The following is a 24,365-nucleotide window of genomic DNA, read 5'->3' as shown; positions in this document are numbered from 1 at the left end:
AAGCGTCATTAAGTTTAGTGATTATCACGAGTGCCGCAGCCATTTTCAGGTGCGTACTCTTCAACGGAACCGGGATGTAGACTCCACCTATGCGATTGATTGAGTTGTACATCTTGCGCCGGGTGGCGATCATGTTCCTAGCAGTGCTCGGGGCGGCGGTCGGTATTACCTGGACTGTGCAGGTGCTCCAGCGCATCGACTTTCTGACCACTAGCGGACAGACATTCCAGACCATCATTCAGTTCAGCTCGCTGTTGATCCCGTCAGCCATCCCCCTCGTGATGCCGTTTGCGCTGATTATTGCAATCACTCAGACGCTTTCGACCATGAACCAGGATTCCGAGCTTGTCGTCATCAATGCGTCGGGCGCACCGCGCAGCGCGGTCATGCGTCCAATCCTGATTCTTGCAGCCGTCATTTCCGTCGTCTCGTTTCTCGTCGCCAATTATGTCGATCCCTATGCGCGCATGAACATGCGCGCGATGATTGCCAATGCCAGCGCCGACCTGATGAATGTCATCGTTCAGGAAGGCAACTTCCGGAAACTGGCGGATAATCTCTATATTCAGGTGGCGGAACGACGCGCCGACGGCAGCATTGGCGGGCTTTTCATTGCCGATTCACGCGATCCGTCGCTCGACCTCATCTATTACGCCGCAGATGGCGCGATTGCGTCGACGCCGACTGGCGACATGCTTTTGATGCAGAACGGTGAAGTGCAGCGGCGTGATGTGTCGGATGGCACCGTTTCGATCATCAAGTTCAATTCCTACGCATTCGATCTCAGCCAGTTCGCCTCGGCTGGCGACGATTTCGTTATCTACGCGAAGGATCGTCCGCTTTCCTACCTGTTGAATCCGGACCCGAACGATCCGATCCTTCAGACCCGTCCATTGCGCTACAAGGCCGAATTGCATCGCCGTCTGACGCAATGGCTCTATCCGGTTGTCTTTGCAATGATCGCACTGGCTTTTGCTGGCGATTCCCGCTCGCATCGCGAAGCCCGCGTATCGGCGTCCTTCTCGGCGATCAGCACCGCCCTTCTCGTCTATTGGGCAGGCTATTTCGCGTCCGATCGGGCCGACAAGGATGCAGGCTATATCGTCGTTATGTATCTCGTTCCTGCCGCCGTCATTCTTGTGACGGGCTTTGCGCTCGCTACCGGGCGACGGATCGGCCTGCCGGACAAATGGAACGACCGTATTCTCGACAATTTCGACAATCTGAGAAACCGTGTTTCGGAGCGCTATGCCCGTCTCACCGGACGTTCGCGCAATAAAGCCGGAGGTCAGGCATGATCGGCTGGACGCTTGGACGCTATTTCTTCATCCGCTATGTGCAGATCACACTCTATTTTCTGCTCGGTATCTTTGCATTGTCCCTGCTTCTCGACTTCACCGAGAATGCGAGCAAGCTTTCAAACCTGCCGGACTATTCGGTATGGGCTGCGCTTGGCCTTTCCGCCATGCGCGTTCCGTTCATCATGCAGCAGATGATCCCGTTCGTTGCCTTGTTTTCCGCAATGGCGACGCTCATCTCGCTCAACAGGAAATACGAACTCGTTGTCGCCCGCTCCGTCGGCGTTTCCGCCTGGCAGTTCCTTCTTCCTGCCTGTTTCGGCGCTTTCCTGTTTGGCCTTGCCACGATCTTCATCCTCAATCCGTTTGCTGCCTACGGCTTTGCCAAGGCCGACGAGATTGCATCGACGTGGAAGACCGGCAAGGTTACCGACGTTTCCGCCTTGCGCAATCCATGGCTTCGCCAGAAAACGGATGAAGGCGAAACCATCATCGGCGCAAAAAGCATTCTGGATCGGGGCGCTACGCTTGCTGACGCGACATTCATTCAGTTCGATGAAAAGAAGAACATCAAGGTCCGTTACGATGCGCGGACTGCGCAGCTGAAGGACGGTCATTGGGAGCTTACCGACGTGACGCGATTCGCGCGCGGCGAAGAACCCCAGAAAATGGCGAGTTTCCAGATAGAGACGCAGCTGCGCCCAGAATATGTGGAAGAGAAGCTCGCGACGCCCGACACGATCCCCTTCACGCAGTTGCGTCACAAGATCGAAGTCGCGCGTTCGTTCGGTTATTCGGCAAACGCATTTGACATGCAATACCAGTCACTTCTGGCATTGCCGGCATTGCTGATGGCGATGACTCTCATTGCTGCAACAGTGTCGTTGAAATTTGTGCGATTTGGTCAGTCAGGAGCGATGATTCTGGGTGGCGTTATCGCAGGCTTCATGCTTTATGTCGTTTCGGTGCTGGTGAAGGCATTCGGGAATGCGGGATTCGTTCCGCCGTTCGTGGCTGCCTGGGTTCCGGTTGTTATCGCGACATTCTTTGGTGTCTCCTTTCTGTTGCATAAGGAGGATGGTTAGTGGGTTTGAGTAACGCCCGCATGGTATTGCCCCATTCGCTCTCGCGTCTTGCGCGCGGGACGGCCTTGGCGTGCGTCCTTGCTTTACCTTTCATTTCTGTCGCAGCCCTGCCCTCTCCTGCATCGGCACAGGACGCTCTCGCATCCAATTATGAGAGCGATCCGAATGCGCGCATGCTTCTGCAAGCAGACGAGCTCGTCTATGATCGCGACATCAATACCGTCACGGCTCAGGGCAAGGTGCGTATCGAGTATGACGGCAACCATCTTGTCGCCGACAAGGTAACCTATAACCAGCAGACGCGGCGTATGACCGCGACGGGTAATGTTGAAATCGTCGAACGCGACGGCAACAAGATCTACTCCGAACATATGGATGTCACCGACAGTTTCCGCGACGGCTTCGTGAACGGCCTTCGTGTCGAGACGACGGATAACACCCGCTTCGCCGCCGAAAGCGCTGAACGCAGCAACGGCGAAATCACGACGTTCAACAATGGCGTCTATACGGCCTGCGAACCCTGCGCGAAGAATCCGGACAAGCCTGTTCTCTGGCAGATCAAGGCGCGCAAGATCATCTGGAACAGCACGACGAAGACGGTCCGTTTCGAACATGGCCGCTTCGAGTTCTTCGGCATGCCGCTTGCCTATTTTCCGGCATTCGAGATGGCAGACCCGACGGTGAAGCGCAAAAGCGGCTTCCTGTTTCCGGGTTTTTCCTACAAGGACGATCTCGGCTTCGGCATCAAGAACTCGTATTTCTGGGCACTTGCGCCGAATTACGACGTGACCCTTTCATCGACCTATTACACGAAGCAAGGCTTCCTGACCGAAGCCGAATGGCGTCATCGCCTGGAAAATGGCACATACAATCTTCGTATTGCGGGCATTCACCAGAACAAGCCTGAAGAATTCGATCTGAACACCATTGACCGCGAAGAAGACAACCGCGGCATGGTCGCATCGAAAGGCGATTTCAATCTCAATTCGCGCTGGCGTTTTGGTTGGGATGTGATGGCACAGACCGATCGGAATTTCAGCCGCACCTATGATATCGAGGGATATAACGGCGGAACGCAGGTTTCGAAGATATACCTCACCGGCATCAATAACCGTAATTATTTCGATCTGAATTTCTATCGTTTCAATGTGCAGGAATCACTGCTGGCGAATGACCCGAACGAAATGCATTCGAAACAGCCTTGGGTTTTCCCAAGTCTCGACTATTCATACACGATGCCCGACCCTGTCTACGGCGGCGAACTCAATTTCAATGCCAATCTGCAGGTTCTCTATCGTCAGAATGCGAATTATACTGGAAAGTTTATTAACGTCTTGGAGAACGGAGTTTGGGTTCAGAAACCGAATCCATACCCCCGCGTTCCCGGCTTCGATGGAACCAATGCGCGCCTGACCACTGAAGCAGAATGGAAGCGCACTTTCATCACGCCTGCCGGTCTGGTCATCACGCCGTTGCTGGCATTGCGCGGTGATGCAATAGGCGCCAATACGAACTTCAATCTGGCAGATGCCGGCTATACGGATGCACTCGTGCGTTCGGAGGCGCTCCGCGCCATGGCGACCGCTGGGCTTGAACTGCGCTGGCCAATCCTGTTCTCGACCACCAGTTCGACCCATATCATCGAGCCGATCGCGCAGCTTTATGTTCGCAACAATGAACGCTATGCGGGCGAATTGCCAAATGAAGACGCCCAGAGCTTTGTCTTTGACGCGACGAACCTGTTCTCGCGTGACAAGTTCTCCGGTTACGACCGTGTCGAAGGCGGTACTCGCGCCAATCTCGGTCTGCGCTATTCGGGCAACTTCAATAACAGCGACTGGGCTCTTTATGCCCTCGGCGGCCAGTCGTTCCAGTTGGGTGGGGTAAACTCTTACGGGACCAGCGATTTCGTGAATGTCGGCGCAGACTCCGGCCTGCAGGATGCGCGCTCCGATTATGTGGCCATGATCGGCACGTCCAATTCGACAGGTCTTGCTCTGGCTGCTCGCGGACGCTTCGACAAGGAGAGTTTCTCGGTCCAGCGTGGCGAACTTGAAGCCCAGCAGAGCTGGCAGAAGCTAACCGTTTCCGCTCAGTACGCCTATATCGCTCCGCAACCTGCTTACGGATATAACGACCTCCGCCAGGAAGTCACAGGTTCGGCCACGGCACGTGTCAACACGAATTGGCGTGTATTTGGCTCTGGAACTTACGACATGGTATCCGAGACATTGGTTCGAGCCTCGGCTGGACTTGCCTATGACGACGAATGCTTCACCTATTCGATGGCGTATGTACAGACGCGCAACCCGACTCGTGATGGGGTGGATGATAAGCCATCCCATAGCATAGGCTTCAATATTTCGCTGCGCACCCTGGGTGACATCGGTAGCGGCAATCAGACTTTCTAAACTTGACAGACCGGAAGCACTAGAAATGCTTCCGGTCTTTTCATTTCATTCGATAAAGAAATTTGCACATCAAAGCCTGATTTGGCTTTCTTTCTGTAGTATTCACACGATACAACCTTTGCAAAATAGCTTTTGGGTCATTGTTTCGCCGCACTGGGTCATCTATACAGGCAGCTTATGATCAGCCGCTGATATGATTGATTGATTGTTTGGCTGCCGACGATAATGACCATAAAGGGATACGTCCGGTAAGGATTGTCGTTCATCGACCGGAAGGAATCGGGAAAGAAAGATGATGATTGCAAGACCTCTCTTCGCCTCCATGCTGAGCGCCGCAGTCTGCCTGACGACGCTTGGAACGGTTGCGGTTCCAGCATTTGCTGCAGGTGCAGGTTCCGAGGTCAAGGTTATCGTTTCCGGCAACGCCATCACCAACAGCGATATTCAGCACCGCATGGCCTTTTTGAAGTTGCAGCGCAAGGGCGGCAATCTCAGTCAGATTGCCAAGCAAGAGCTGACTGATGAAATGTTGAAGCGCGTCGAGATGAAATCGCGCGGCATCAATATTTCCGAACAGCAGGTCGATGAGGCTTATGCCGGTTTTGCCAGCCGTAACAAGATGAGTCTGGCACAGCTCAATCAGTTGATGAATCAGTCGGGCGTTACGCCGGATCATTTCAAGAAATACATCATGGTCCAGATGGGCTGGGGTCGTCTCGTCAGCGCCCGTTTCCGTGCGACCGGCATGGTCAGCGAACAGGAAGCCGTTCAGCGCATGTTGAAGGATGGCGGCAAGAAGCCTGTGGCGACCGAATATCGTCTCCAGCAGGTCATTTTCGTAGTGCCGGCTTCCAAGCGCTCTCCTGCCCTGCTCGCCAAGCGCAAGCAGGAAGCCAATGCACTTCGCTCGCGCTTCCAGAATTGCGATGCAACCCGTCAGCAGGCCAAGGGCATTCTTGACGTAACCGTCCGCGACCTTGGCCGCATTATCGAACAGCAATTGCCTGGCGAATGGTCCAAGGCGGTCAAGTCCACATCGGTTGGCGGCACCACCCCGCCGCAGGAAACCGAAAAGGGCGTTGAATTCCTGGCCGTCTGCTCAACCCGGCAAGTGTCAGATGACCGCGTCGCCCAGCTCGTCTTCTCCATGGAAGGCGCGGATTCCGCTGCCGGCCAGGAAAAGAAGGCGGAACAGCTCAGCGAGAAATATCTGAAGGAACTGCGCGAAAAGGCGACGATCGTCAATCGCTAAACCGACCTGACGGATTCATCCGTATTCATTGGACTATTGACGCGATGTCCGCATCACCTGTTCCTCCTCTCGCCATCAGCATTGGTGATCCGTCCGGCATTGGCCCCGACGTTGCGCTTGTCGCCTGGCTCCGGCACGACGAGCTTGCGCTGCCGCCTTTCGCCTTGCTGGCAGATCCGGTTCAACTGACTGCGCGCGCGAAGCATCTCGGACTTGACGTCGAGATCGAGGTCATCACCACCATTTCCGCCGCAAGCCGTATATTTGCCGATGCTTTGCCGGTTCTCCCTCTCGACAACAAGCTGACGGATAGTGTCGGCAAGCCCTTGCCGGAAAACGCCGCAGGCATCATCGAAGCCATCGAGCACGCTGTCGAACTCACATTGAAAGGTGAGGCCTCGGCAGTTGTCACCTGCCCGATTTCAAAGAAGCCGCTTTATGAAGCCGGGTTCCAGCATCCGGGCCATACGGAGTTTCTAGCGGAACTCGCCAGCAAATATCTGGGCAAACCTGTCACGCCGGTCATGATGCTGGCCGGGCCGCAGCTTCGCGCCGTTCCGGTCACCATACACATTCCGCTTGCCGAAGTGCCCGTCCGTTTAAGAACTGCCGATATCATCGAAGTTTCGCGGATCACCGCCACCGAACTACGAGAACGGTTCGGCATTCTCGCACCGCGTCTCGCCATATCCGGACTTAACCCGCACGCCGGTGAAGGCGGAGCCATGGGTAGGGAGGATGACGCTATCATCCTGCCAGCAGTCGAGGCGTTGCGCAGCGAAGGGATAGATGCTCGTGGTCCCTTGCCCGCCGATACGATGTTTCACGCGCCAGCCCGCGCGACCTATGATGCTGCGGTCTGCATGTATCACGATCAGGCCCTTATCCCTGCCAAGGCACTTGCTTTCGATGAGACTGTGAATGTGACCTTGGGGCTTCCCTTCATTCGCACGTCGCCGGATCACGGTACGGCTTTCGACATTGCGGGCAAAGGCATCGCCCGCCCGGACAGCCTTGTCGCGGCCATTCGTCTTGCACAGGAACTGGCTGAAAACGCAGCCAACGCACATTAACGAGTACAAATGGCATGAGTATTGATGGCCTTCCCCCGCTTCGCGAGGTAATCGAACGGCACGATCTGATGCCGAAGAAATCGCTCGGCCAGAACTTCCTTTTTGACCTCAATCTGACATCGAAGATCGCCCGCCAGGCAGGGAATCTGCAGGACCAGCCCATCATCGAAGTTGGTCCAGGTCCCGGCGGACTGACCCGCGCACTTCTTGCCCAAGGCGCTTATGTCACGGCGATCGAGCGCGATGAACGATGCCTTGATGCTCTTGCCGAAATTGAGGCCCATTATCCGGGTCGTCTGCGCATCATCTCAGGCGATGCTCTTGAGCAGGATTTTTCGGCATTATTTCCAGATGGGCCAAAGCCGCGCATCGTTGCCAATCTGCCTTACAATGTTGGCACGCAGCTTCTGCTCAACTGGCTGCTGGTCGAGCCATGGCCCCCTTTCTATTCGTCGATGACATTGATGTTCCAGCGGGAGGTCGCCGAGCGTATCGTCGCGACGCCTGACAGTGATCATTACGGACGTCTGGGTGTGCTTGCCGGGTGGAGAACTGTTTCGAAGATCAGCTTCGATGTGCCGCCGCAAGCATTTACACCACCGCCGAAAGTGATGTCGTCGGTCGTCCATATCATCCCGCGTGAAGACCCGCTGCCTTGCAATGCGAATGCGCTCGGACAAATCACGCAGGCCGCCTTTGGACAGCGTCGCAAGATGTTACGCCAGAGCCTGAAACCGGTGGGCGGAGCCGAGCTTCTCGAAAAAACCGGTATCGACGGAACGCGTCGCGCAGAAACGCTCAGCGTCGAAGAGTTCGTCGCGCTGGCAAACGCCTATCGCCCGATAAAGTAATCAGTGATGGCGCCCACCCTTCCCCGAAGTTGACTTCGTGACTTCGGGTGCGGCGGGCATGACTGGCAGCTTCATTTCATTGACGATCTGACCCACATGGTCAATTTCTTCGCGGAAGCTATTCAGGGATGAGCCTGTCAGTTTTTCGCCTGCATTGAGACGCGCCGTCAACGGATCGACATATTGGTCGCCGACCTTGAGCTCGTAATAGAGGTGCGGGCCGGTCGAGTAGCCCGTCGATCCGACATAGGCGATCACATCTCCCTGCTTCACGCGATCACCGACCTTCAGGCCCTTCTTGGTCGATGCAAGATGCGCGTAGGTCGTACTGTAGCCGCCTTGATGGCGTATGCGGACGTATTTGCCATATCCCTTCTGATACGAGATCAACTCCACCACACCGTCGCCCGCCGCAACGATGGGCGAGCCGATCGGCGCATCGTAATCGACACCATTATGGTGTTTGCGAACATGCAGAACGGGATGGATGCGCCAGCCGAAACCATCATTGAGACGGCCATTCGGCAGCGGCTTCTGCATGAGATAGTTCGTCATGGACGAACCATCTTCATTGAAATAGTCGGCACCGTTATTGCCTTCGTGACGGTACAGGCGGCGGCTTTTCCCATCCGTTGTGAACTCGACAAAAACCAGTTCCGGTTCCGTCTCCGCACTTTTGCGGAAAAGAAGGTCGATCAAGTCCGGCCTTTTACCACCATTCAGCGAAATACCATTCTGTGAAGCCAGCCTCTCGACTTCACCGACGATTGCTTTCGGTGCGCCCGCCTGTGCCAGCCGGGACGGAATGGAGCCGCTACTGCTGACCTCATTTTGTGGGTGGTAGGCTGTCAGCATCGCATCGCGCGACAGTCGTGCAAAAAGGCGTTCATTGCCGGTAGCGCGAAAAACGCCATCGTCGGCACGTCCATAGACAGCTTTATCGATATCGCCATGCTCGAAGCGCGCAAGCGCGATGTGCTGTTCGCCATCAGCGCCAGCGTCTTGCCCCGATTTATCGACCAGCAGTTCCAGACTGTCACCGGGTACCAGTTCAGTTCGAGCCAGAGCCTCCTCAAGCCGCTTGCTGTCCTCGATTGCTATGCCCGCTGCCTGCAACAACGCGCCCAATCGTTCGCGTGACTGCGGCGCGACAATAATTTCATGAACCCTGGCTTCTGTTCCTACGGCTGGTCTGGCGAGACTGACATTGACCGGAATACCCCGCTCCAGTGCTTCTTCGGCTGGTTCCGAACGAGATTTCAGCGAGGAAATTCCTCCGCGAAGCGCATCATCAATCACGGCGCGTTTCGAGCCTTTGACGTCAAGAACCACGTGCTGGTAGGTGTAAAGGCGCGCGTCGCCGTCCTCGACGCCTTCAGCTATGTCGATGCGTCTTGATACCCGACTTCCGGGGGCAATACTTCCTTCCGGCACCAGTCGTGCTTCTTTCGGTGCAGCGCGGTTCCTTCTCAGTGTAATTGTATTGAACATAACCGGTTGTGCGGGCCGCCCATGCCGCACCAGCCGCCCTGTCGTAAACAAAAATCCGCCCCCGGCAATGACGGTAGCGGCTGCTAGTGCCAGACAGAACCGCAGATGTGTATGCAGGGAAAACCGGACCTGCCGGAATGGTCTCAGACTGCGGGAAGAAAGCGGCTCGCCCTTGAGGGCAGCTCCGAAGGACGCAAAATCTGGCTCCGCCGTCGCAGCAACTAGTCTTTCGTTTGCTGGCGCTGACCAGAAGACCATCTTAAATAATTCTCCGCCAAGGATTATCGGCGGAAGAGTGGCAAAGACAGCGGCCAAAATAAGGCTTCTGGCGGGATATCCACCAGAAGAGAATCACATTCAGCGAATTGTGAAGATCAGGCCTTCACCCGCCCCCGGCGATGTTCGACCAGCATCGACCATGTATAGAGCGCAAGACCGGCCCAGATCAGCGCGAATGCACCGAGCTGAGCCGTCGAGAACGGCTCATGGAAGATGAAAATCGCAAAGAAAAACAACATCGTCGGCGTCATGTACTGCATGAGGCCAAGCGTCGTATAGCGCAGCAATTTGGCACCACCGGCATAAAGGATCAGCGGGATGGCAGTGAAAGGCCCGGCCAGAAGCAGCATCGTCACGTTAAACGCTGGGCCGGTCGAGAAATGGTCCTGACCGTTTGCGGCCAGCCACAGCACATAGCCCAGCGCCGGAATGCACAGGATGAGCACTTCAAGTGTGAAGCCCTGCAGCGGCGGCATTGGCAGTGACTTGCGGAAGAAACCATAGAGGCCGAAAGTCAGTGGCAGCGCCAGCGATACCCACGGCAAACCGCCTGCATTGACGGTCAGCAGTATCACTGCAGCGAAAGCCAGTCCCACGGCAACATATTGAACCCTGGTCAGCCTTTCGCCGAGGAAGAGACCCCCGAGGACGACATTGAACAGTGGATTGATGTAGTAGCCGAGCGCTGCACCCATCACCTGATCATGAGCCACAGCCCACACATAGATCGACCAGTTGATAGTGATAAGCCCGGCTGTCAGAGCCGCCATGGCCAGCATGCGTGGCTGGCGCACAGCGCTGAGAATGCCTTTGAACTGCCCCAGAGCCAGCAAAAGCAACAGCGCGACCGGAACCGACCAGATCACGCGATGCGACACGACTTCCATTGCCGGGATGTGGCCAAGTGCCTTGAGATAGAACGGTAGAGCGCCCCAGAGCCCATAGGCTGCCAAAGCCATCAGAAAACCGCGCGACCCGTCAGAAAGGCGCGTATCGGTGATGGTCTGGTCGGACATGCCTCTCTCCTCGGCGAAACTGAAGATGTCGCAAACCGATTGCGGCAGGCGAAGCATCGAACTTCACCTGCTATGCGCCCAACAACCCATAAAATCCATTCAATTAAACTGATCGAAGCATCAATCGCCGTGAACAGATGGGTTTACTCAGCAGCAGCCAGTCCGGCCATCGCGCGGTTCTTCATCAGCTTGTAGTTGACCGAATCCATCAGTGCCTGAAAGGACGCGTCGATGATATTGTCCGACACGCCGACAGTGCGCCAGCGGGCACCGGTCGCATCTCCGGATTCTATCAGAACGCGCGTGATAGCCGCCGTACCGCCATTGAGGATACGCACCTTGAAGTCCACCAGTTCAAGATCCTCGATTTCGGCCTGAAAACGCCCGAGGTCCTTGCGCAATGCAATATCGAGCGCGTTGACCGGGCCATGTCCTTCGGCGACCGACATGCGAACCTCGCCATCGACCTCAACCTTGACCACGGCTTCGGAAACGGTCTTCAACATGCCGTTGGCATCGAAACGACGCTCGACGAGGCAGCGGAAGGATTCGACCTTGAAGAATTCCGGCTGTGGCGTCAGCATATTGCGCGCGAGCAGCTCGAAACTCGCATCCGCGCCTTCATAGGCATAGCCTTCGGCTTCGCGTTCCTTGACCACGGCAATCAACGTATCGAGACGCACATCGTCCTTCGCAACGCGGATACCACGACGTTCCAGTTCAGCAATGAAATTGGACTTTCCGCCCTGATCCGACACCATGACACGCCGGCTGTTACCGACGGATTCCGGCGGCACATGCTCATAGGTCTGCGGTTCCTTGAGAAGCGCGGAAGCATGAATTCCGGCCTTGGTCGCAAATGCGGAAGTGCCGGTATAGGGTGCCTGCTCCGTCGGCGGACGATTCAGGATATCATCGAAGGCGCGCGAGATCCGCGTGATCCCCTTCAGCGCAGCAGGCTTGATCCCCAGTTCGAAACGCTCTGCCCAATAGGGTTTCAGCGCCAGTGTAGGGATCAGCGAAACGAGATTGGCATTGCCGCAACGCTCGCCTATTCCGTTGAGGGTCCCCTGCACATGGCGAACACCCGCATCGATAGCTGCAAGCGAGACGGCGACCGCCTGCTCGGTGTCGTTATGGGCGTGGATGCCAAGGCTCTCGCCTGGAACTACAGCCGCCACGGCGGCAACAATTTCGCCAATCTCCGACGGCTGCGTGCCGCCATTCGTATCGCAAAGCACAACCCAGCGCGCACCTGCTGAATAGGCGGCCTTGGCACAGGCAAGCGCATATTCGGGATTGGCCTTGTATCCGTCGAAGAAATGCTCGCAATCGACCAGCGCTTCCCGTCCTGCCATGCGAGCAGCCGTGACGGAAGCCGTGATCGACTCCAGATTTTCCTCATTGGTACAGCCCAGCGCCAGGCGGACATGGTAGTCCCAGCTCTTGGCAACGAAACAAACGGCATCGGCAGAGGCCTGAAGCAGACTGGAAAGGCCGGGATCATTGGATGCCGAAACGCCTGCACGCTTCGTCATGCCAAAGGCCACGAACTTGGCGCGAGCGGTCTGGCGACGCTTGAAGAAAGCCGTATCAGTCGGATTGGCTCCCGGATAACCGCCTTCCACATAATCGACGCCGAGCTCTTCCAGCAGCGCGACGATCGACTTCTTGTCCTCCACGGAAAAATCAATGCCGGGTGTCTGCTGCCCATCCCGCAAAGTGGTGTCGTAGATATAGATGCGTTCGCGTGCCATTGTGCCTGCCTGTCGGTGGGTCTGCGGTCCGGTCAACCTTGCTGTTGCGGCCAGCTTTCAGTGTCGTAATCGGGATGCTGGTAGGAAATCATCGTTCGTACAAATTCGATGCTCTCCGGATCGCGTTCCGTTGTGTAGCCGGGAAGATTTGCAAGTTCCGGCACATAGGGCAGCTGCTTTTCGATGCCCCACTGAACCGTCGGCTCGATTTCCTCCGGCGTATCGAAAGCGCCTATGGCAAGCGCGATCCCGTCGGGCGCTTCGTAGGTAAGCGGCGTGCCGCATTCGGGACAAAAGCCCCGCTGCACATGATTGGACGAACGAAAGCGCTTCGGCTCGTTGCGCGTCCATTCCAGCTTCGCATCGCTCACCGAAACCAGCGGCGCATAGAAATTACCGAACGCTTTCTGGCACATGCGGCAATGGCAGATCGATGCGGAGCCCATCGCGCCGTCGACGCGAAAGCGAACCGCACCGCACTGGCATCCGCCGGTATAGATCGGTTTGTTATCAAGCGTCATGTCATTCTCCCTGCTCCATAAGCTTGTTAGCCTACCACATCCCAGCTGGTTGTGCGTTCGCCCGTTACCGGGTCCTTGCCATCCTTGAGCTGAACACCTTCCTGAAGCAGTTCGTCGCGAATGCGATCAGCCTCGGCCCAGTTCTTCTCATTGATGAAGCGCAGACGCTCCGCGATACGTGCTTCGATGGCTTGATGATCCACTTCCGCCTTTGCAAAGACAGGAATATCTTCAGCCATAACGAAATGCGGATCCAACAAGCCCAGCAGCGCCATGCCCTCGCCTAATCCGGTGATATCGCGTGCTTTGAAAGCCTTGCGCAATGCGGTGATCGCCGTCCAGCTGTTCAAATCGTCAGACAAGGCCTCAACGACTTCACCAACTGCGGTCAGCGTTTCCGGTACAGTGAACTTCCTGTCGCGCAGCAAGCCATACCAGCGATGCAGTTCGTCGGCGGATTCTGCCAGACGCTGCGCCGTCCAGTTGATCGGCTCACGATAATGCGTCTGTAGCATCGACAAGCGTGCCGCCAGACCGATCCAGCGATCACGCGCATCCACGTCATCCCATACGCCCAGTTGCGGCAGGCCTTCGTTCAGCACATCGCGAATGGTGATGAAATTGCCGAGCGATTTCGACATCTTCTGCCCTTCGACCTGCAAGAAGCCGTTATGCATCCAGATGTTTGCCATCCGCTCAGTGCCGAATGCGCAGCATGACTGCGCAATTTCGTTCTCGTGATGCGGGAAGACGAGATCGATGCCGCCGCCATGAATGTCGAACTGGTTCTTCAGCGGATCATCGCACTTCAATCCGCCACCAAACGGCTCAAGCAGCTTGGCCATCGACATGGCCGAGCACTCGATGTGCCAGCCCGGCCGGCCCAGCACCGCAATCCCCGCAGGAGACGACCAGCCCGGCTCGCCCTCTTTCGACGGTTTCCACAAGACGAAATCCATTTCGTCCCGTTTGTAAGACGCGACGTCAACGCGGGCGCCAGCCAGCATTTCATCCAGCGAACGGCGGGCGAGCGCACCATAGCGCGGCCCCTTCCGTTCATTCATGGCGGACGGCGAGAAGAGGACATGGTCCTCAGCCACATAGGCCACACCAAGCTTCACGAGACGATCGATCATCGCGCGCATCTCGTCCATATGCTCGGTTGCACGCGGCTGAACACTGGGCTGCAGATTGCCGAGTGCCGTCACGTCAGCCTGAAACTGCGCATTGGTGCTTTCCGTCACCCGACGAATGGCTTCATTGAAGGCAAGATCAGGGTAATCCCGCGCGGCACGGGCGTTAATCTTGTCATCAACGTCGGTAATGTTGCGCGCATAGGTGACATGTTCTGCGCCATAGACATGACGCAGCAGACGAAACAACACGTCGAAAACGATCACCGGACGGGCATTGCCTATATGCGCGAAGTCATAAACCGTTGGTCCGCAGACATACATGCGCACATTGTCAGCATCGAGAGGAGAAAACTCCTCCTTCGTGCGGGTCAGCGTGTTGTACAGACGCAGTTGTGGCGCATAAGCCATTGTAAATATTCCCCAAATAGACCTGTGAAATCAGTGCGCAACTGACCGCAGCCGACTGGCCGGGGCGTTATCATCCAATTTTTATGAAAGGGAGACGAAAACGGCCGGGCCAGCAAACTGCTAGCCAATAATAATCGCACAAATACAAATGATCGTGGTCGGCGTTTTCATGGCTGCACTTATCCTCAGCAGGAGTGCTTCCGTCAAGAACTTTCGCTAAGCGGCTGATAGTTTAGTGAGATCACCAAGCATGTTGTATTTTTGCAACCTGCATATCCCCCTTTCCCGCGTTAACCGGAAAACCGCAAAACCGGCTCCAAACAGCCTTCATTCGGTCTCAATCAATCACAAAATGGTGAGCAGGCATTATCGAAAGGAAGGACCAATGTCTAAGAGTGAACTGCAACCCCGCCAAGACCGACTGGTTGATAAATACCGCGAAATCGGGCCTGCCGTGCTTGTTGCAGCATTGCTGAACGCAACGCGGCGCAGCAGCGACGGTCGTAACGACAATCGCCGGCGTTCCATTCTCGCCGTCAAGAAGACAGGCTGAAGAAGCTGATGTCGTTCAGCGCCGAGCCGCGCAGGCTCGGCAATCAGAGTCGGTGGATGCGTAACAAATAGCGCCAGTTCAGCAAGACTGGCGGTCACGGTCAGAACATCGAAAGCTGCCCGCCATTTCCGTCATCGGATTCGGGCTTGTTCTTTCGCTTTGGCTTTGCATGCTCCGAAGGAACCTGTTCCTCTACACGCTCCTGCAAATCGGGCGTTGTGTTGGCCACCTTGTTGACCTTGTCCGACACCGGAATTGCTTCAAAGAAATCATCCTGAGCCGGACGCATGATATCCGCTACTTCGCGCGGCAGAAAACGTTTGCAGTCCAGCCAGCGGGCAAAATCTTCCGGCTGCACAACAACAGGCATCCGTTCATGGATCGGCCGCAACAGGCCGTTGGCACTCGTCGTCAATATGCCTCCGGTATCGATCTGCGATCCGTCCGCACTGCTCCATGTCTCGATCAAGCCGCCAAAAGCGACAATTCCGCCCTTTCGCGGGCGCACCCAGTAGGCTTGAGCCTTGTTCTTCCCCTCACGGCGCCATTCATAGAAACCCGATGCCGGGATCAGGGCTCGCCGATGGTTCAGCGCCGCACGGAACGAATTCTTCTCTGCAGCCGTCTCGGAGCGGATGTTGAACATGAGCGGCCAGTCGTTCGGGTCTTTGACCCATGACGGGACAAAGCCCCATCGCACCAGCAAGCCGACGCGATCCGGCCTGTTGCTGCCCGGCGGTAGCGTTTCCCCGCCCAGAATAGTCAATATGGGTTGCGTTGGCGCGATGTTGTATCGTGGAGGAAAATCCTCTGCGATCAATGCGGCCGCGAAGGCTTCCAGCTCCTCCCGGCTTGCAGTCAATGAAAAACGTCCACACATGGTAGCCATGTTTAGCGTTTTTCTGCGCCGGTCAAGGGGTGCTTTTCCATTACCAACGGTGTAGCTCTAGCGTGATGAAAACAGTTCCCGTAGTTCCGATACCTCTGAAGATTCATGGTGTTTCGCTGATCTGCAGACGCGAAGGGCGCTTCCTTCTGGTCGAGCGCGGGAAGGAGCCGTGGAAAGGCTGGCTTGCCTTTCCGGGAGGAAGTATCGAACCGGGCGAAACACCCGAACAAGCCGCGATCCGCGAACTCAAGGAAGAAACGGCGCTTGATGCAAGGGCGCTATCTCACGTCATTACTGTAGATCTGGCGCTTGAGGGAAAGGCATATGACAAGAGCTATTATCTGTCTGTGTTCCGGGCCATCGAAGTTTCGGGGCAGGAAATTGCCGGAGACGACGCCGCATCCATTCACTGGCTGACAATAGAAGAAATGGCGTCCGCAAAGGTGACGGACAGTACCCTCGATGTCGCCCGCACGGTGGCGGAAAATGAAGACGAGCGCTTGGATATTAATCCTGTTTAGCGATCTGCCTTGAAGAGGCCCCGATTTATAGCAATAGCTCATTTTCAGGTGAGAGGTTTTCGATTGAAAAGCATTCCGTTTTTTCGACCGGCTATCTGCTTCTCGATCGCTTTATGGGTCGGGGCGGCATGTCCGGCTTCCGCTCAGGACGCGCCCTATGAAGGGAAGATGTTGCGGCTCGCCGAAATTCTCGGCTCGCTTCACTATCTGCGCAATCTGTGTGGCGAAGCTGGCAGCGAATGGCGCGATCGGATGGATGCGATTGTGACGGCGGAAAAGCCTTCCGAAGCCGAACGGGTGCGGCTCATTTCGAGCTTCAACCACGGGTATCGCGTGTTCAGCGACAATTATACCCGCTGCACCCCTTCGGCGCTTGCGGCGATTGATCGCTACATGAAAGAAGGCGAGGACTTGTCGAACGAGATCATCTCGCGCTATGGAAATTAACCAATCATTCACTCTTGTGCGGATTGACAGGATTAGTTCGTTCAAATCCGTGATAATCTGTTAACACTGTCTTAAGAAGGCAGTCACGTTGCCAGATGGTTGAGCTCCCGCGAAACGGTGAGACACCGACAGTGCAACAGAAAGGCGAAAGCCAGGATGAAGTCTATGGAACATGCACCGGCCGATCTGGACGAAATGATTGCGCGCGAGAAGAAACTCGTCGCGATCGAATATCACAACGAGGCCTGGGCAGACGGTATCTCTGAAGGTATCGAACCGGAAATCCTTGCCGAAGCAGCCTTTACGACCGCGCTTACTGAACTGATCCGTGAAGCGGGCGACGATTGTGCGCTGGAGCTGATTGAGAAAATGCGCGAACAGATTGTAGCGGGAACCTTCCTGCCGCAGCGCATTCTTCAATAGCATCGATAGAACGCCGGTCGCGGGACCAGACCGGCGTAGCAGTTCCCTCCCGGCGTCCCTCTTCTTGCGCCAAATGTCATTTCCGATCAGGAACTTCGCCTCGCCCCGAGCTTTATTGGCCGGGTTATTCCTTGCCTGTGGCATTGCCTTGCCCGCAGCTGCGGCAAGCTCTTTTGACGTCGCGCTGGCGGACCAGTCGGACTTCCTGCAACGCCCCGGTGGCCGTGCGGTGACGGATGAAAGCGACAGCTCATCCCCTATTCCCCTGCCTGGCACGCTTCCTCGCGCGGTGCCAAGAATGTCGCCGGACAACGCACCTGCCCCGGCTGCATCCTCCAAGCCCATGCCAGAAATCCATCGCGATTTCGACAAGCTGCCCGAGCCTGTGAGGCTGACGCGTGAGCGCATGCTGGAAGCTGCCCGCTCCGGCGACATTGAGCAATTGCGACCGCTCCTCGGCGTCGAGGACAAGGCCACCCAGCTCTCGCTTGAGGATCATGAGGAAGACGTTATCGATTTCCTCAAATCGCTGTCGGGCGACGAAGCAGGCCGTGAAGTTCTGGCAATCATCGTCGATCTACTGGATACGGGCTATGTGCACCTGAATGCAGGCAAGGACGACGAGGTTTATGTCTGGCCCTATTTCTACGCCATGCCCCTCGACAGACTGACGCCGCCGCAGATCGTGGAGCTTTTCGAAATCGTCACCGCCGGTGATTTCGAGGATATGAAGAAAGCAGGCGGCTATATCTTCTACAGTATCGGTATCGGGCCGGACGGTAGCTGGCGCTTTTTCACTGCGGGTGAATAGTCAGACCCCGAAACGTACCCGGCTCGGCGGCTCGTTGTAGATGCGTTGCCAGACCCGGCGAAACTGCCGTGCGGAAGCAAAACCCGCTTGCGCCGCTACATTCTCGATATCGAGCTCGGAATTCAAAAGCATCTCGCGCGCAAGGCTGATCTTGAGACGATTGACATAGTCGGTCACCGTCATTCCGGCATATTCATTGAACAGACGCGAGAAGTTGCGCGGACTCGCACCGCCAATATCCGCCAGTCGTTCCACCGACCATTCCGCCGCCGGATCGTGCGCGATGGCATCCTGTGCGCGATGCACAACCGGATTCATATGGTTTCGCCCATCAAGCCAGGGCGATAGTTGCGGATCACTGCCACTGCGCCGCAGATAAACGACCAGATAACGCGCAACCGCCAGCGCCGTGGCGTGATCGGTCAGCCCTGCAACGATGTGCAGCATCAGATCGATGCCTGCGGTGATGCCCGCGCTCGTCAACCGCTCGCCGTCTTCAACGAACAGCCTGTTCTCATGCACGCGTGCAGCAGGCGCCAGCCGTTCGAGTTCACCAAGCGTTAGATGGTGCGTGGTGCAGGAATAGCCGTCGAGTAATCCCGCGCGCGCTGCGAGCAGCGCACCGGAACAGATCGTCACCAGCCGCACACCGGGGCGAACTGCCCGGCGAAGCCATAGAACGATTTCATTTTCCAGTGCCGCATCAGCGGATCGGTGGATCTCCGCGTTTCCGAGCGGAATATCGGCAGCACCCGAAACAATGACCAGTGCGTCATCTGGCAAGGCTTCTGGCAAAGGCTCCACCCCCGCCACTGGCAGACCGATGGAACTAAGCACGGTCGATGCTGGCCCGATATAACAAACGTCGAACCGTAACTTATGCTGTTCAAGATTTGCCTTGCGCAAAACCTCCAGCGGTCCCGCCACGTCGAGCAGAAGCACACGCGGCGGGATTACGACATAAACCGGAACTACCCGGACAATGTCCGCTTGGTCACTCATGCTGCCTTCCGTTCTCCGGACGTGGCGAGCGCCTGTTCCACAGTTACGATACGAGCAAAGCGATTGACCAGAACAAGCTCGGTGCGAGCCTTGATGTCCGCAGCGCTCCACTCATGGCCGCTTGCGTCAGTCATGGGAAAGGTCAATGTCGCTTCACTGACGAAATCGACGTGATATCCAAAATCCGATGCCTGCCGTGTTGTCGTCTCGCAGCATTGCTCTGTGCGGATACCCGAAACCAGCACACGGCGGATACCATTGGCAACCAGCCACACATCAAGCCCGCTTCCCACCAGCGCGCTGTGGCGACGCTTGCGGAAAACCGCGTCGGGTTCAATCGACAGGGGCGAAATCGCCTTCACCAGACCCGATGCTTCCGAGAATGGGCCTTCATTCTCGACATGGAAAATCTGCACCACCGGAATACCGGCACGCTTGGCGCCATCGATCAGCGCCTGCTGGCGTTCAATATAGGCGCCAACCTCTTCGTCCCGGTAGTAAGGCCGGTGGCGGAATGACTCCTGAGCGTCGATAACCAGCAAAGCAGTATCTTGAGCGGACATTTTTGTTCTCCTGGTAAAAAGACTATAGGGAGAGAATACGCCTTGCAACTTGGATCAAAAGCCACCTGACGGACAAAGAGCGGACAGATTACGCCAATAGGTTACCAGCTCCTTACCTCAAAGAAGATCACCAAGAGGAGGCGCATACTTTGCTGGCGTAAACTCGACGACGTCATAAGTTGCCAGTCCGTGTTGCCTGAAAGGGTCAAGCCTCAGTATCGCGTCCAGCTCGTTCTTGCTGACTTTACCGCTTGCGAGGATCACGCCGCCGTCTCGTGGGTTTTTCGGCCCGGAAGCCAGGAAAACGCCATCCGCATATTGCCGGTCCAGAAATTCCCGATGCGCTTCGAGATGCCTCCCGATCTCCTCAAGAGGCTTGATGTAGGTCAGGTTGACAACGAACATGAGACGACCTTCAGCGATGCGGCAATGCCTCGAGGAATTCCACCGGCTCGCCCTTGTTGGCGTTGACGATCTCCGCTTCCCACATCACCTTTATGCCGCGCACGAAAGTGCCAATCGGCCATCCGGTAACAGTCTTGCCATGATAGGGTGTCCAGCCGGCTTTAGAACCGGCCTGCTCATGCGTGATCGTTTCGCGGCGCTTCATGTCCACGATGGTCAGGTCGGCATCGTAGCCGACTGCAATACGACCCTTGCGCGCCATACCGAAAATACGGTTCGGGCCATGGCTGGAAAGATCGACGAAGCGCTCCAGCGTGAGCCTGCCCGCATTGATGTGATCAAGCATGATCGGCACCAGTGTCTGCACGCCTGTCATGCCGGACGGGGAAGCCGGATAAGGCTTCTGCTTTTCTTCGAGTGTATGCGGAGCGTGGTCAGAACCGAGCACATCGACAATACCCTGATCGATGCCCTTCCATACGCCATCGCGGTGACGCTTGTCACGGACAGGCGGGTTCATCTGGATGAGATTGCCGAGCGTCTTGTAATCGTCTGCCGACAAGGTGAGATGATGCGGCGTTGCTTCGCACGTCGCGACATCCTTGTGATCTTTCAGGAAGTCGATTTCTTCGGCTGTGGAGATATGCAGTACGTGAATGCGGGCACCGGTATCGCGTGCGATGCGCACAAGCCGTTCCGTGCATTGAAGTGCTGCAACTTCATCGCGCCAGACCGGATGGCTCGACGGGTCACCCTGCACGCGCAGGCCTTCGCGTTCTTTCAACCGGAACTCGTCTTCAGAGTGGAAGGCCGCGCGACGGCGCGTATTCTTCAGGATCGAACGAACGCCATCATCGTCTTCAACAAGCAGATCGCCGGTGGACGATCCCATGAAAACCTTGATCCCGGCAGCGCCCGGCAAGCGCTCCAGTTCAGCAACGTCGTTTGCATTGTCGCGCGTACCACCGACCCAGAAAGCGAAATCGCAATGCATGCGATGGCGGCCACGACGAATCTTGTCTTCCAGCGTCTCGGCGGAAGTGGTGAGCGGCTTGGTGTTCGGCATCTCGAACACGGAGGTCACCCCACCCAGCACGGCTGCGAGTGAACCGGTTTCGAGATCTTCCTTGTGTTCAAAGCCAGGTTCGCGGAAATGGACCTGGCTATCCACCACGCCGGGCAGAATATGCAGGCCGGTGCAGTCCATCACCTCACCTGCCGTATGTGTGGAAAGAGAGCCTATGGCAGCGATGCGACCATTGCGAATACCGACGTCGCGTTGGCCTATACCGTCGTGATTGACGATGGTTGCACCCTTCAAAATCGTATCGAATGTTTCGGCCATAGTTGTCTCCTGCCAGATTGATAGGACTTGCGAGCCTTTCCATTGGGGCTTACGTAACGAAGGCGCGAAAGGCAAGGACGAAGCGATGACGACGGCAGTTGAAGTGGTAAATCTTTCAAACAGGGCTTTGGTTCATATCACTGGCGAAGAGGCGGAAAAATTTCTGCAGGCTGTGATTACCACCGACCTCGACAAGCTTGGACCGGACAACCTGAAACCGGGAGCATTGCTCGCTCCGCAAGGGAAAATCCTGTTCGATTTTCTCGTTTCACGCATTGATGGCGGCTTGCGTTTCGATCTCCCGGTAAGCATTGCCGCCGATTTCATCAAACGTATCACCCTCTATAGGCTGCGTGCGAAAGCCGAAATAACGCAACTACCAGAATCGCTTGTAAGTGTTTCCTGGCAAACTGAATCACATCCTTCACAGAATGATTCAATCAAGCGGGACAGCCGCTTTCCGACCGAGCTGAACGTACACCGGATTTACGGTCCGGCCGATGGCACGACCGATGAAAGCGCATGGACAAAGCTGCGCGCAGAGTATGGCATAGCGGAAGGCGAAACGGATTTCGCTTATAATGACGTATTCCCGCATGACGTCAATTTCGACCAGACCGGCGGCGTTTCCTTCCCGAAAGGCTGTTTCATCGGGCAGGAAGTCGTGTCGCGCATGCAGCATCGCGGTACGGCTCGGCGGCGCGTTCTGGTGGCACACTCCGATGGAAATCTGCCTCCGATGGGTACGCCTATTACCGTTGATGGGCGCGAGATCGGCACGACAGGAAGCTCCGCTGACACTATCGGCATCGCGCTTGTGCGCATCGATCGCGCCAAGGATGCGATAGATGCGGGTAGTCCGATTCTGGCTGGCGAAACGCCCATAACACTCACCTTGCCGCCTCACGTGCGGTTCGGGTTTCCGGAAGCTGAAGCGGGTAACGCCTGATGGCAAGCGCCGACCGATCTTCCGGCAAGACACGTGCCTGGCAACGCATGTTGTCGGGACGCCGTCTCGACCTGCTTGACCCCTCGCCGCTCGATATTGAAATCGAAGATATTGCTCACGGCCTTGCCCGTGTTGCGCGCTGGAACGGTCAGACTGTTGGTGAACATGCTTTTTCGGTCGCACAGCATTCGCTGCTCGTGGATCAGATATTCAACCGGCTGGTGCCCGATGCCAGCGTTGAATGGCAGCTATTGTCACTCCTGCACGACGCACCGGAATATGTGATCGGTGACATGATCTCGCCCTTCAAGGCGGTGATGGGTGGCAATTACAAGATAATCGAAACGCGGCTGGAAAACGCAATTCACCTGCGCTTCTCGCTGCCGGTAACTGTGCCTGCGCAGCTCAGGACGCTGATCAAGCGCGCGGATCAGGTTGCCGCTTTCTTTGAAGCCACGCGACTTGCCGGTTTCACCGAGACCGAGGCCGTTAAATATTTCGGGCGCCCGCGTGGCTTCGACCCCGCAGGGCTGGATATCGCACCGCGCCCCACACAAGACGTGCAGATGGATTTCCTGGCGCGATTTGCGGCATTGGACAAGGCACGACACCCCCGATGAGCCGGATCGTCGTGACGCCCTTGTCGCAACTGGCAACACAACTCGCATCGCACCAGCCCAGCCATGTCGTGACGCTTGGAAGCGAGGCCCCGGCGGCTCTGCCTGATGGCTACGATGCCGTCCGTCTGTCGCTGACATTCAACGATATTATCGAATTGCGCGAGGGGTTGGTCGCCCCCGATGAAACCCATGTGCGGGGACTTCTGAACTTCGCGAAGAGCTGGTCCATGGATGCGCCTTTGCTCATCCATTGTTATGCTGGCATTTCTCGTTCTACGGCCGCGGCTTATATCATCGCTTCGGCTTTAAACCCGGCGCTGGATGAAAGCGAGCTTGCCGCGCTTGTTCGCAGCCTGTCACCATCTGCGACGCCGAATATCCGGCTCATATCGCTCGCAGACGAAGTTCTGGGGCGAAACGGACGAATGACTGCGGCCATACGCGCAATCGGACGCGGAGCGGATGCCTTCGAAGGTGAGGTTTTCAGCCTGCCTGTGAGAACAGGATCAAATGCATCTAAGGGCTGATTGCCCGCCCGAGAGCATTCAAAAACCCACCCCGCGCATCAGGCGGTGTTACAGCACGCGGCTCCCAAACATGCCGCATCAGAAAATAGCCTGTCATCGTGAACGCATGATCGATGTCATCATAGGACGACGCGCGAACAGCCGTGTTGTTGACGAAGCCGGGTAGCAGCAGAAGTTTGTCAGCCCATGGCGCACCCGCATCACGGCAGACCGCGCGCCCGGATTTCGGCGACACATAGATCAGGTCTTCCTTGACGCCTGTTGCCGCGCATTTCTTGAGATCAAGGCCGAAGCCCAGCTCTTCAAGCATCATCACTTCGAAACGCAGCACCAGTTCGCCGGAGGCCAGCGGATCGTCAAAATGTTCGATGATAAGCCGCAATGTCTCATAGAGGCCGCGATGCGGATCGCGTTCCGGCAGGAGACGCAAATGGGAAGCCGCCAGTTGGATACCGTATAACGCCACCGGCGTTTCGATGAGGCGGGCGGCGGCAAATTCCAGCGGTTCGATGGTAAAACTGCCCATATGCTCGTCCAGCCGCGCCCACCATGTCACGTCCACATGATTGCCCGGCTGTAGCAAAGGCTGCATGCGGCGGGAACGCCCGCCGCGCACCATACCCATATGGCGACCATGCTCACGGGTCATCACTTCCACGATGGCGCTTGTCTCGCCATGGCGTCGTGTCCCGAGAATTATGCCTTCATCGCGCCATTCCATGGCCGCCAGTC

Annotated in this window: 25 protein-coding genes; 14 read left to right on the top strand and 11 right to left on the bottom strand. The window is 56.5% G+C overall.

Annotated elements, in window-relative coordinates:
- Positions 1-89: 89 nt before the first annotated feature.
- The 6 genes from lptF to rsmA all read left to right on the top strand — a co-directional run bounded on the left by lptF (position 90) and on the right by rsmA (position 7,970).
- Positions 90-1,298, top strand: coding sequence for an LPS export ABC transporter permease LptF (gene lptF, locus ABDF71_RS05595; protein WP_010661667.1), 1,209 nt, complete (start codon positions 90-92; stop codon positions 1,296-1,298).
- Positions 1,295-2,383, top strand: coding sequence for an LPS export ABC transporter permease LptG (gene lptG / locus ABDF71_RS05590; protein WP_279676319.1), 1,089 nt, complete (start codon positions 1,295-1,297; stop codon positions 2,381-2,383). The genes lptF and lptG overlap by 4 nt, the downstream gene beginning before the upstream one ends.
- Positions 2,384-2,403: 20 nt before the next feature.
- The gene (locus ABDF71_RS05585) at positions 2,404-4,794 is read left to right on the top strand and encodes an LPS-assembly protein LptD (protein WP_500061656.1); all 2,391 of its coding nucleotides are present in this window, start codon (positions 2,404-2,406) and stop codon (positions 4,792-4,794) included.
- A 292-nt stretch (positions 4,795-5,086) separates the two neighbouring features.
- Entirely contained in the window at positions 5,087-6,046 is a 960-nt protein-coding gene (locus ABDF71_RS05580) for a peptidylprolyl isomerase (protein WP_061347310.1), read from the top strand.
- A gap of 44 nt (positions 6,047-6,090) precedes the next feature.
- Positions 6,091-7,119 carry a 4-hydroxythreonine-4-phosphate dehydrogenase PdxA gene (gene pdxA / locus ABDF71_RS05575; protein WP_500061277.1) on the top strand — a complete coding sequence of 343 codons (1,029 nt, stop codon included), beginning with the start codon at positions 6,091-6,093 and terminating at the stop codon, positions 7,117-7,119.
- Positions 7,120-7,133: 14 nt separating this feature from the next.
- Positions 7,134-7,970: a 16S rRNA (adenine(1518)-N(6)/adenine(1519)-N(6))-dimethyltransferase RsmA gene (gene rsmA / locus ABDF71_RS05570; protein WP_010661662.1), complete on the top strand. Its 837-nt coding sequence runs from the start codon at positions 7,134-7,136 to the stop codon at positions 7,968-7,970.
- On the opposite strand, the gene ABDF71_RS05565 is transcribed toward rsmA, so the two are convergent.
- The 5 genes from ABDF71_RS05565 to cysS all read right to left on the bottom strand — a co-directional run bounded on the left by ABDF71_RS05565 (position 7,971) and on the right by cysS (position 14,578).
- Positions 7,971-9,719 (bottom strand): peptidoglycan DD-metalloendopeptidase family protein, encoded by a 1,749-nt coding sequence (locus ABDF71_RS05565; RefSeq protein ID WP_500061275.1) that lies wholly within the window; start codon positions 9,717-9,719, stop codon positions 7,971-7,973.
- A 116-nt stretch (positions 9,720-9,835) separates the two neighbouring features.
- Complete coding sequence (rarD, locus tag ABDF71_RS05560; protein ID WP_029925235.1) at positions 9,836-10,756, bottom strand: EamA family transporter RarD; 921 nt, start codon at positions 10,754-10,756, stop codon at positions 9,836-9,838.
- A gap of 143 nt (positions 10,757-10,899) precedes the next feature.
- On the bottom strand, positions 10,900-12,513 hold the full coding sequence (cimA, locus tag ABDF71_RS05555; protein ID WP_012092397.1) for a citramalate synthase: 1,614 nt from the start codon (positions 12,511-12,513) through the stop codon (positions 10,900-10,902).
- 32 nt (positions 12,514-12,545) lie between these two features.
- Complete coding sequence (locus tag ABDF71_RS05550; protein ID WP_278514048.1) at positions 12,546-13,034, bottom strand: GFA family protein; 489 nt, start codon at positions 13,032-13,034, stop codon at positions 12,546-12,548.
- Between the two features lie 26 nt (positions 13,035-13,060).
- Positions 13,061-14,578 carry a cysteine--tRNA ligase gene (cysS, locus tag ABDF71_RS05545; RefSeq protein ID WP_123218616.1) on the bottom strand — a complete coding sequence of 506 codons (1,518 nt, stop codon included), beginning with the start codon at positions 14,576-14,578 and terminating at the stop codon, positions 13,061-13,063.
- 385 nt (positions 14,579-14,963) lie between these two features.
- Here cysS and ABDF71_RS05540 point away from each other — a divergent pair, with 385 nt between their 5' ends.
- Positions 14,964-15,131, top strand: a complete 168-nt coding sequence (locus ABDF71_RS05540; protein WP_010661656.1) for a hypothetical protein — start codon at positions 14,964-14,966, stop codon at positions 15,129-15,131.
- A 100-nt stretch (positions 15,132-15,231) separates the two neighbouring features.
- On the opposite strand, the gene ABDF71_RS05535 is transcribed toward ABDF71_RS05540, so the two are convergent.
- Positions 15,232-16,011: an SOS response-associated peptidase gene (locus tag ABDF71_RS05535; protein WP_029925239.1), complete on the bottom strand. Its 780-nt coding sequence runs from the start codon at positions 16,009-16,011 to the stop codon at positions 15,232-15,234.
- Between the two features lie 74 nt (positions 16,012-16,085).
- Here ABDF71_RS05535 and ABDF71_RS05530 point away from each other — a divergent pair, with 74 nt between their 5' ends.
- The 4 genes from ABDF71_RS05530 to ABDF71_RS05515 all read left to right on the top strand — a co-directional run bounded on the left by ABDF71_RS05530 (position 16,086) and on the right by ABDF71_RS05515 (position 18,222).
- Entirely contained in the window at positions 16,086-16,541 is a 456-nt protein-coding gene (locus ABDF71_RS05530) for an NUDIX hydrolase (RefSeq protein WP_029376312.1), read from the top strand.
- Between the two features lie 72 nt (positions 16,542-16,613).
- A complete protein-coding gene (locus ABDF71_RS05525; RefSeq protein WP_373418758.1) occupies positions 16,614-16,988 on the top strand; it encodes a TIGR02301 family protein in 375 nt (124 codons plus the stop codon).
- A 156-nt stretch (positions 16,989-17,144) separates the two neighbouring features.
- The gene (locus ABDF71_RS05520) at positions 17,145-17,411 is read left to right on the top strand and encodes a hypothetical protein (RefSeq protein WP_010661652.1); all 267 of its coding nucleotides are present in this window, start codon (positions 17,145-17,147) and stop codon (positions 17,409-17,411) included.
- A 73-nt stretch (positions 17,412-17,484) separates the two neighbouring features.
- Positions 17,485-18,222 carry a hypothetical protein gene (locus ABDF71_RS05515; RefSeq protein WP_313533226.1) on the top strand — a complete coding sequence of 246 codons (738 nt, stop codon included), beginning with the start codon at positions 17,485-17,487 and terminating at the stop codon, positions 18,220-18,222.
- Here the strand turns inward: ABDF71_RS05515 and ABDF71_RS05510 are convergent, their stop codons facing one another.
- The 4 genes from ABDF71_RS05510 to ABDF71_RS05495 form a co-directional block, all read right to left on the bottom strand.
- The gene (locus ABDF71_RS05510) at positions 18,223-19,224 is read right to left on the bottom strand and encodes a GlxA family transcriptional regulator (RefSeq protein WP_036585787.1); all 1,002 of its coding nucleotides are present in this window, start codon (positions 19,222-19,224) and stop codon (positions 18,223-18,225) included. It lies immediately after the preceding gene.
- Positions 19,221-19,787, bottom strand: coding sequence for an isochorismatase family protein (locus ABDF71_RS05505; RefSeq protein ID WP_151663449.1), 567 nt, complete (start codon positions 19,785-19,787; stop codon positions 19,221-19,223). The genes ABDF71_RS05510 and ABDF71_RS05505 overlap by 4 nt, the downstream gene beginning before the upstream one ends.
- A 117-nt stretch (positions 19,788-19,904) precedes the next feature.
- Positions 19,905-20,192 (bottom strand): YciI family protein, encoded by a 288-nt coding sequence (locus tag ABDF71_RS05500; RefSeq protein WP_259030392.1) that lies wholly within the window; start codon positions 20,190-20,192, stop codon positions 19,905-19,907.
- Between the two features lie 10 nt (positions 20,193-20,202).
- Positions 20,203-21,537, bottom strand: coding sequence for a dihydroorotase (locus ABDF71_RS05495; RefSeq protein ID WP_500061269.1), 1,335 nt, complete (start codon positions 21,535-21,537; stop codon positions 20,203-20,205).
- Between the two features lie 85 nt (positions 21,538-21,622).
- On the opposite strand from ABDF71_RS05495, the gene ygfZ reads away from it, so the two are divergent.
- From ygfZ to ABDF71_RS05480, 3 genes are read left to right on the top strand one after another with little or no spacing between them, the layout of a single operon-like run.
- Entirely contained in the window at positions 21,623-22,486 is an 864-nt protein-coding gene (ygfZ, locus tag ABDF71_RS05490) for a CAF17-like 4Fe-4S cluster assembly/insertion protein YgfZ (RefSeq protein ID WP_010661646.1), read from the top strand.
- A complete protein-coding gene (locus ABDF71_RS05485; protein ID WP_151607459.1) occupies positions 22,486-23,106 on the top strand; it encodes a YfbR-like 5'-deoxynucleotidase in 621 nt (206 codons plus the stop codon). Before ygfZ ends, ABDF71_RS05485 begins: the two co-directional genes overlap by 1 nt.
- Positions 23,103-23,633 carry a tyrosine phosphatase family protein gene (locus ABDF71_RS05480; protein ID WP_094514892.1) on the top strand — a complete coding sequence of 177 codons (531 nt, stop codon included), beginning with the start codon at positions 23,103-23,105 and terminating at the stop codon, positions 23,631-23,633. Before ABDF71_RS05485 ends, ABDF71_RS05480 begins: the two co-directional genes overlap by 4 nt.
- Here ABDF71_RS05480 and recO read toward each other — a convergent pair.
- Positions 23,623-24,354, bottom strand: a complete 732-nt coding sequence (recO, locus tag ABDF71_RS05475; RefSeq protein ID WP_012092412.1) for a DNA repair protein RecO — start codon at positions 24,352-24,354, stop codon at positions 23,623-23,625. The two genes, ABDF71_RS05480 and recO, sit on opposite strands and share 11 nt — an antisense overlap.
- Positions 24,355-24,365: the final 11 nt, after the last annotated feature.

Source organism: Ochrobactrum sp. WV_118_8, assembly GCF_039631535.1.
Classification (GTDB): domain Bacteria; phylum Pseudomonadota; class Alphaproteobacteria; order Rhizobiales; family Rhizobiaceae; genus Brucella; species Brucella anthropi.
Note: the sequence above shows the minus strand (reverse complement) of the source record. Positions and strands in the feature narration are given on the sequence as shown.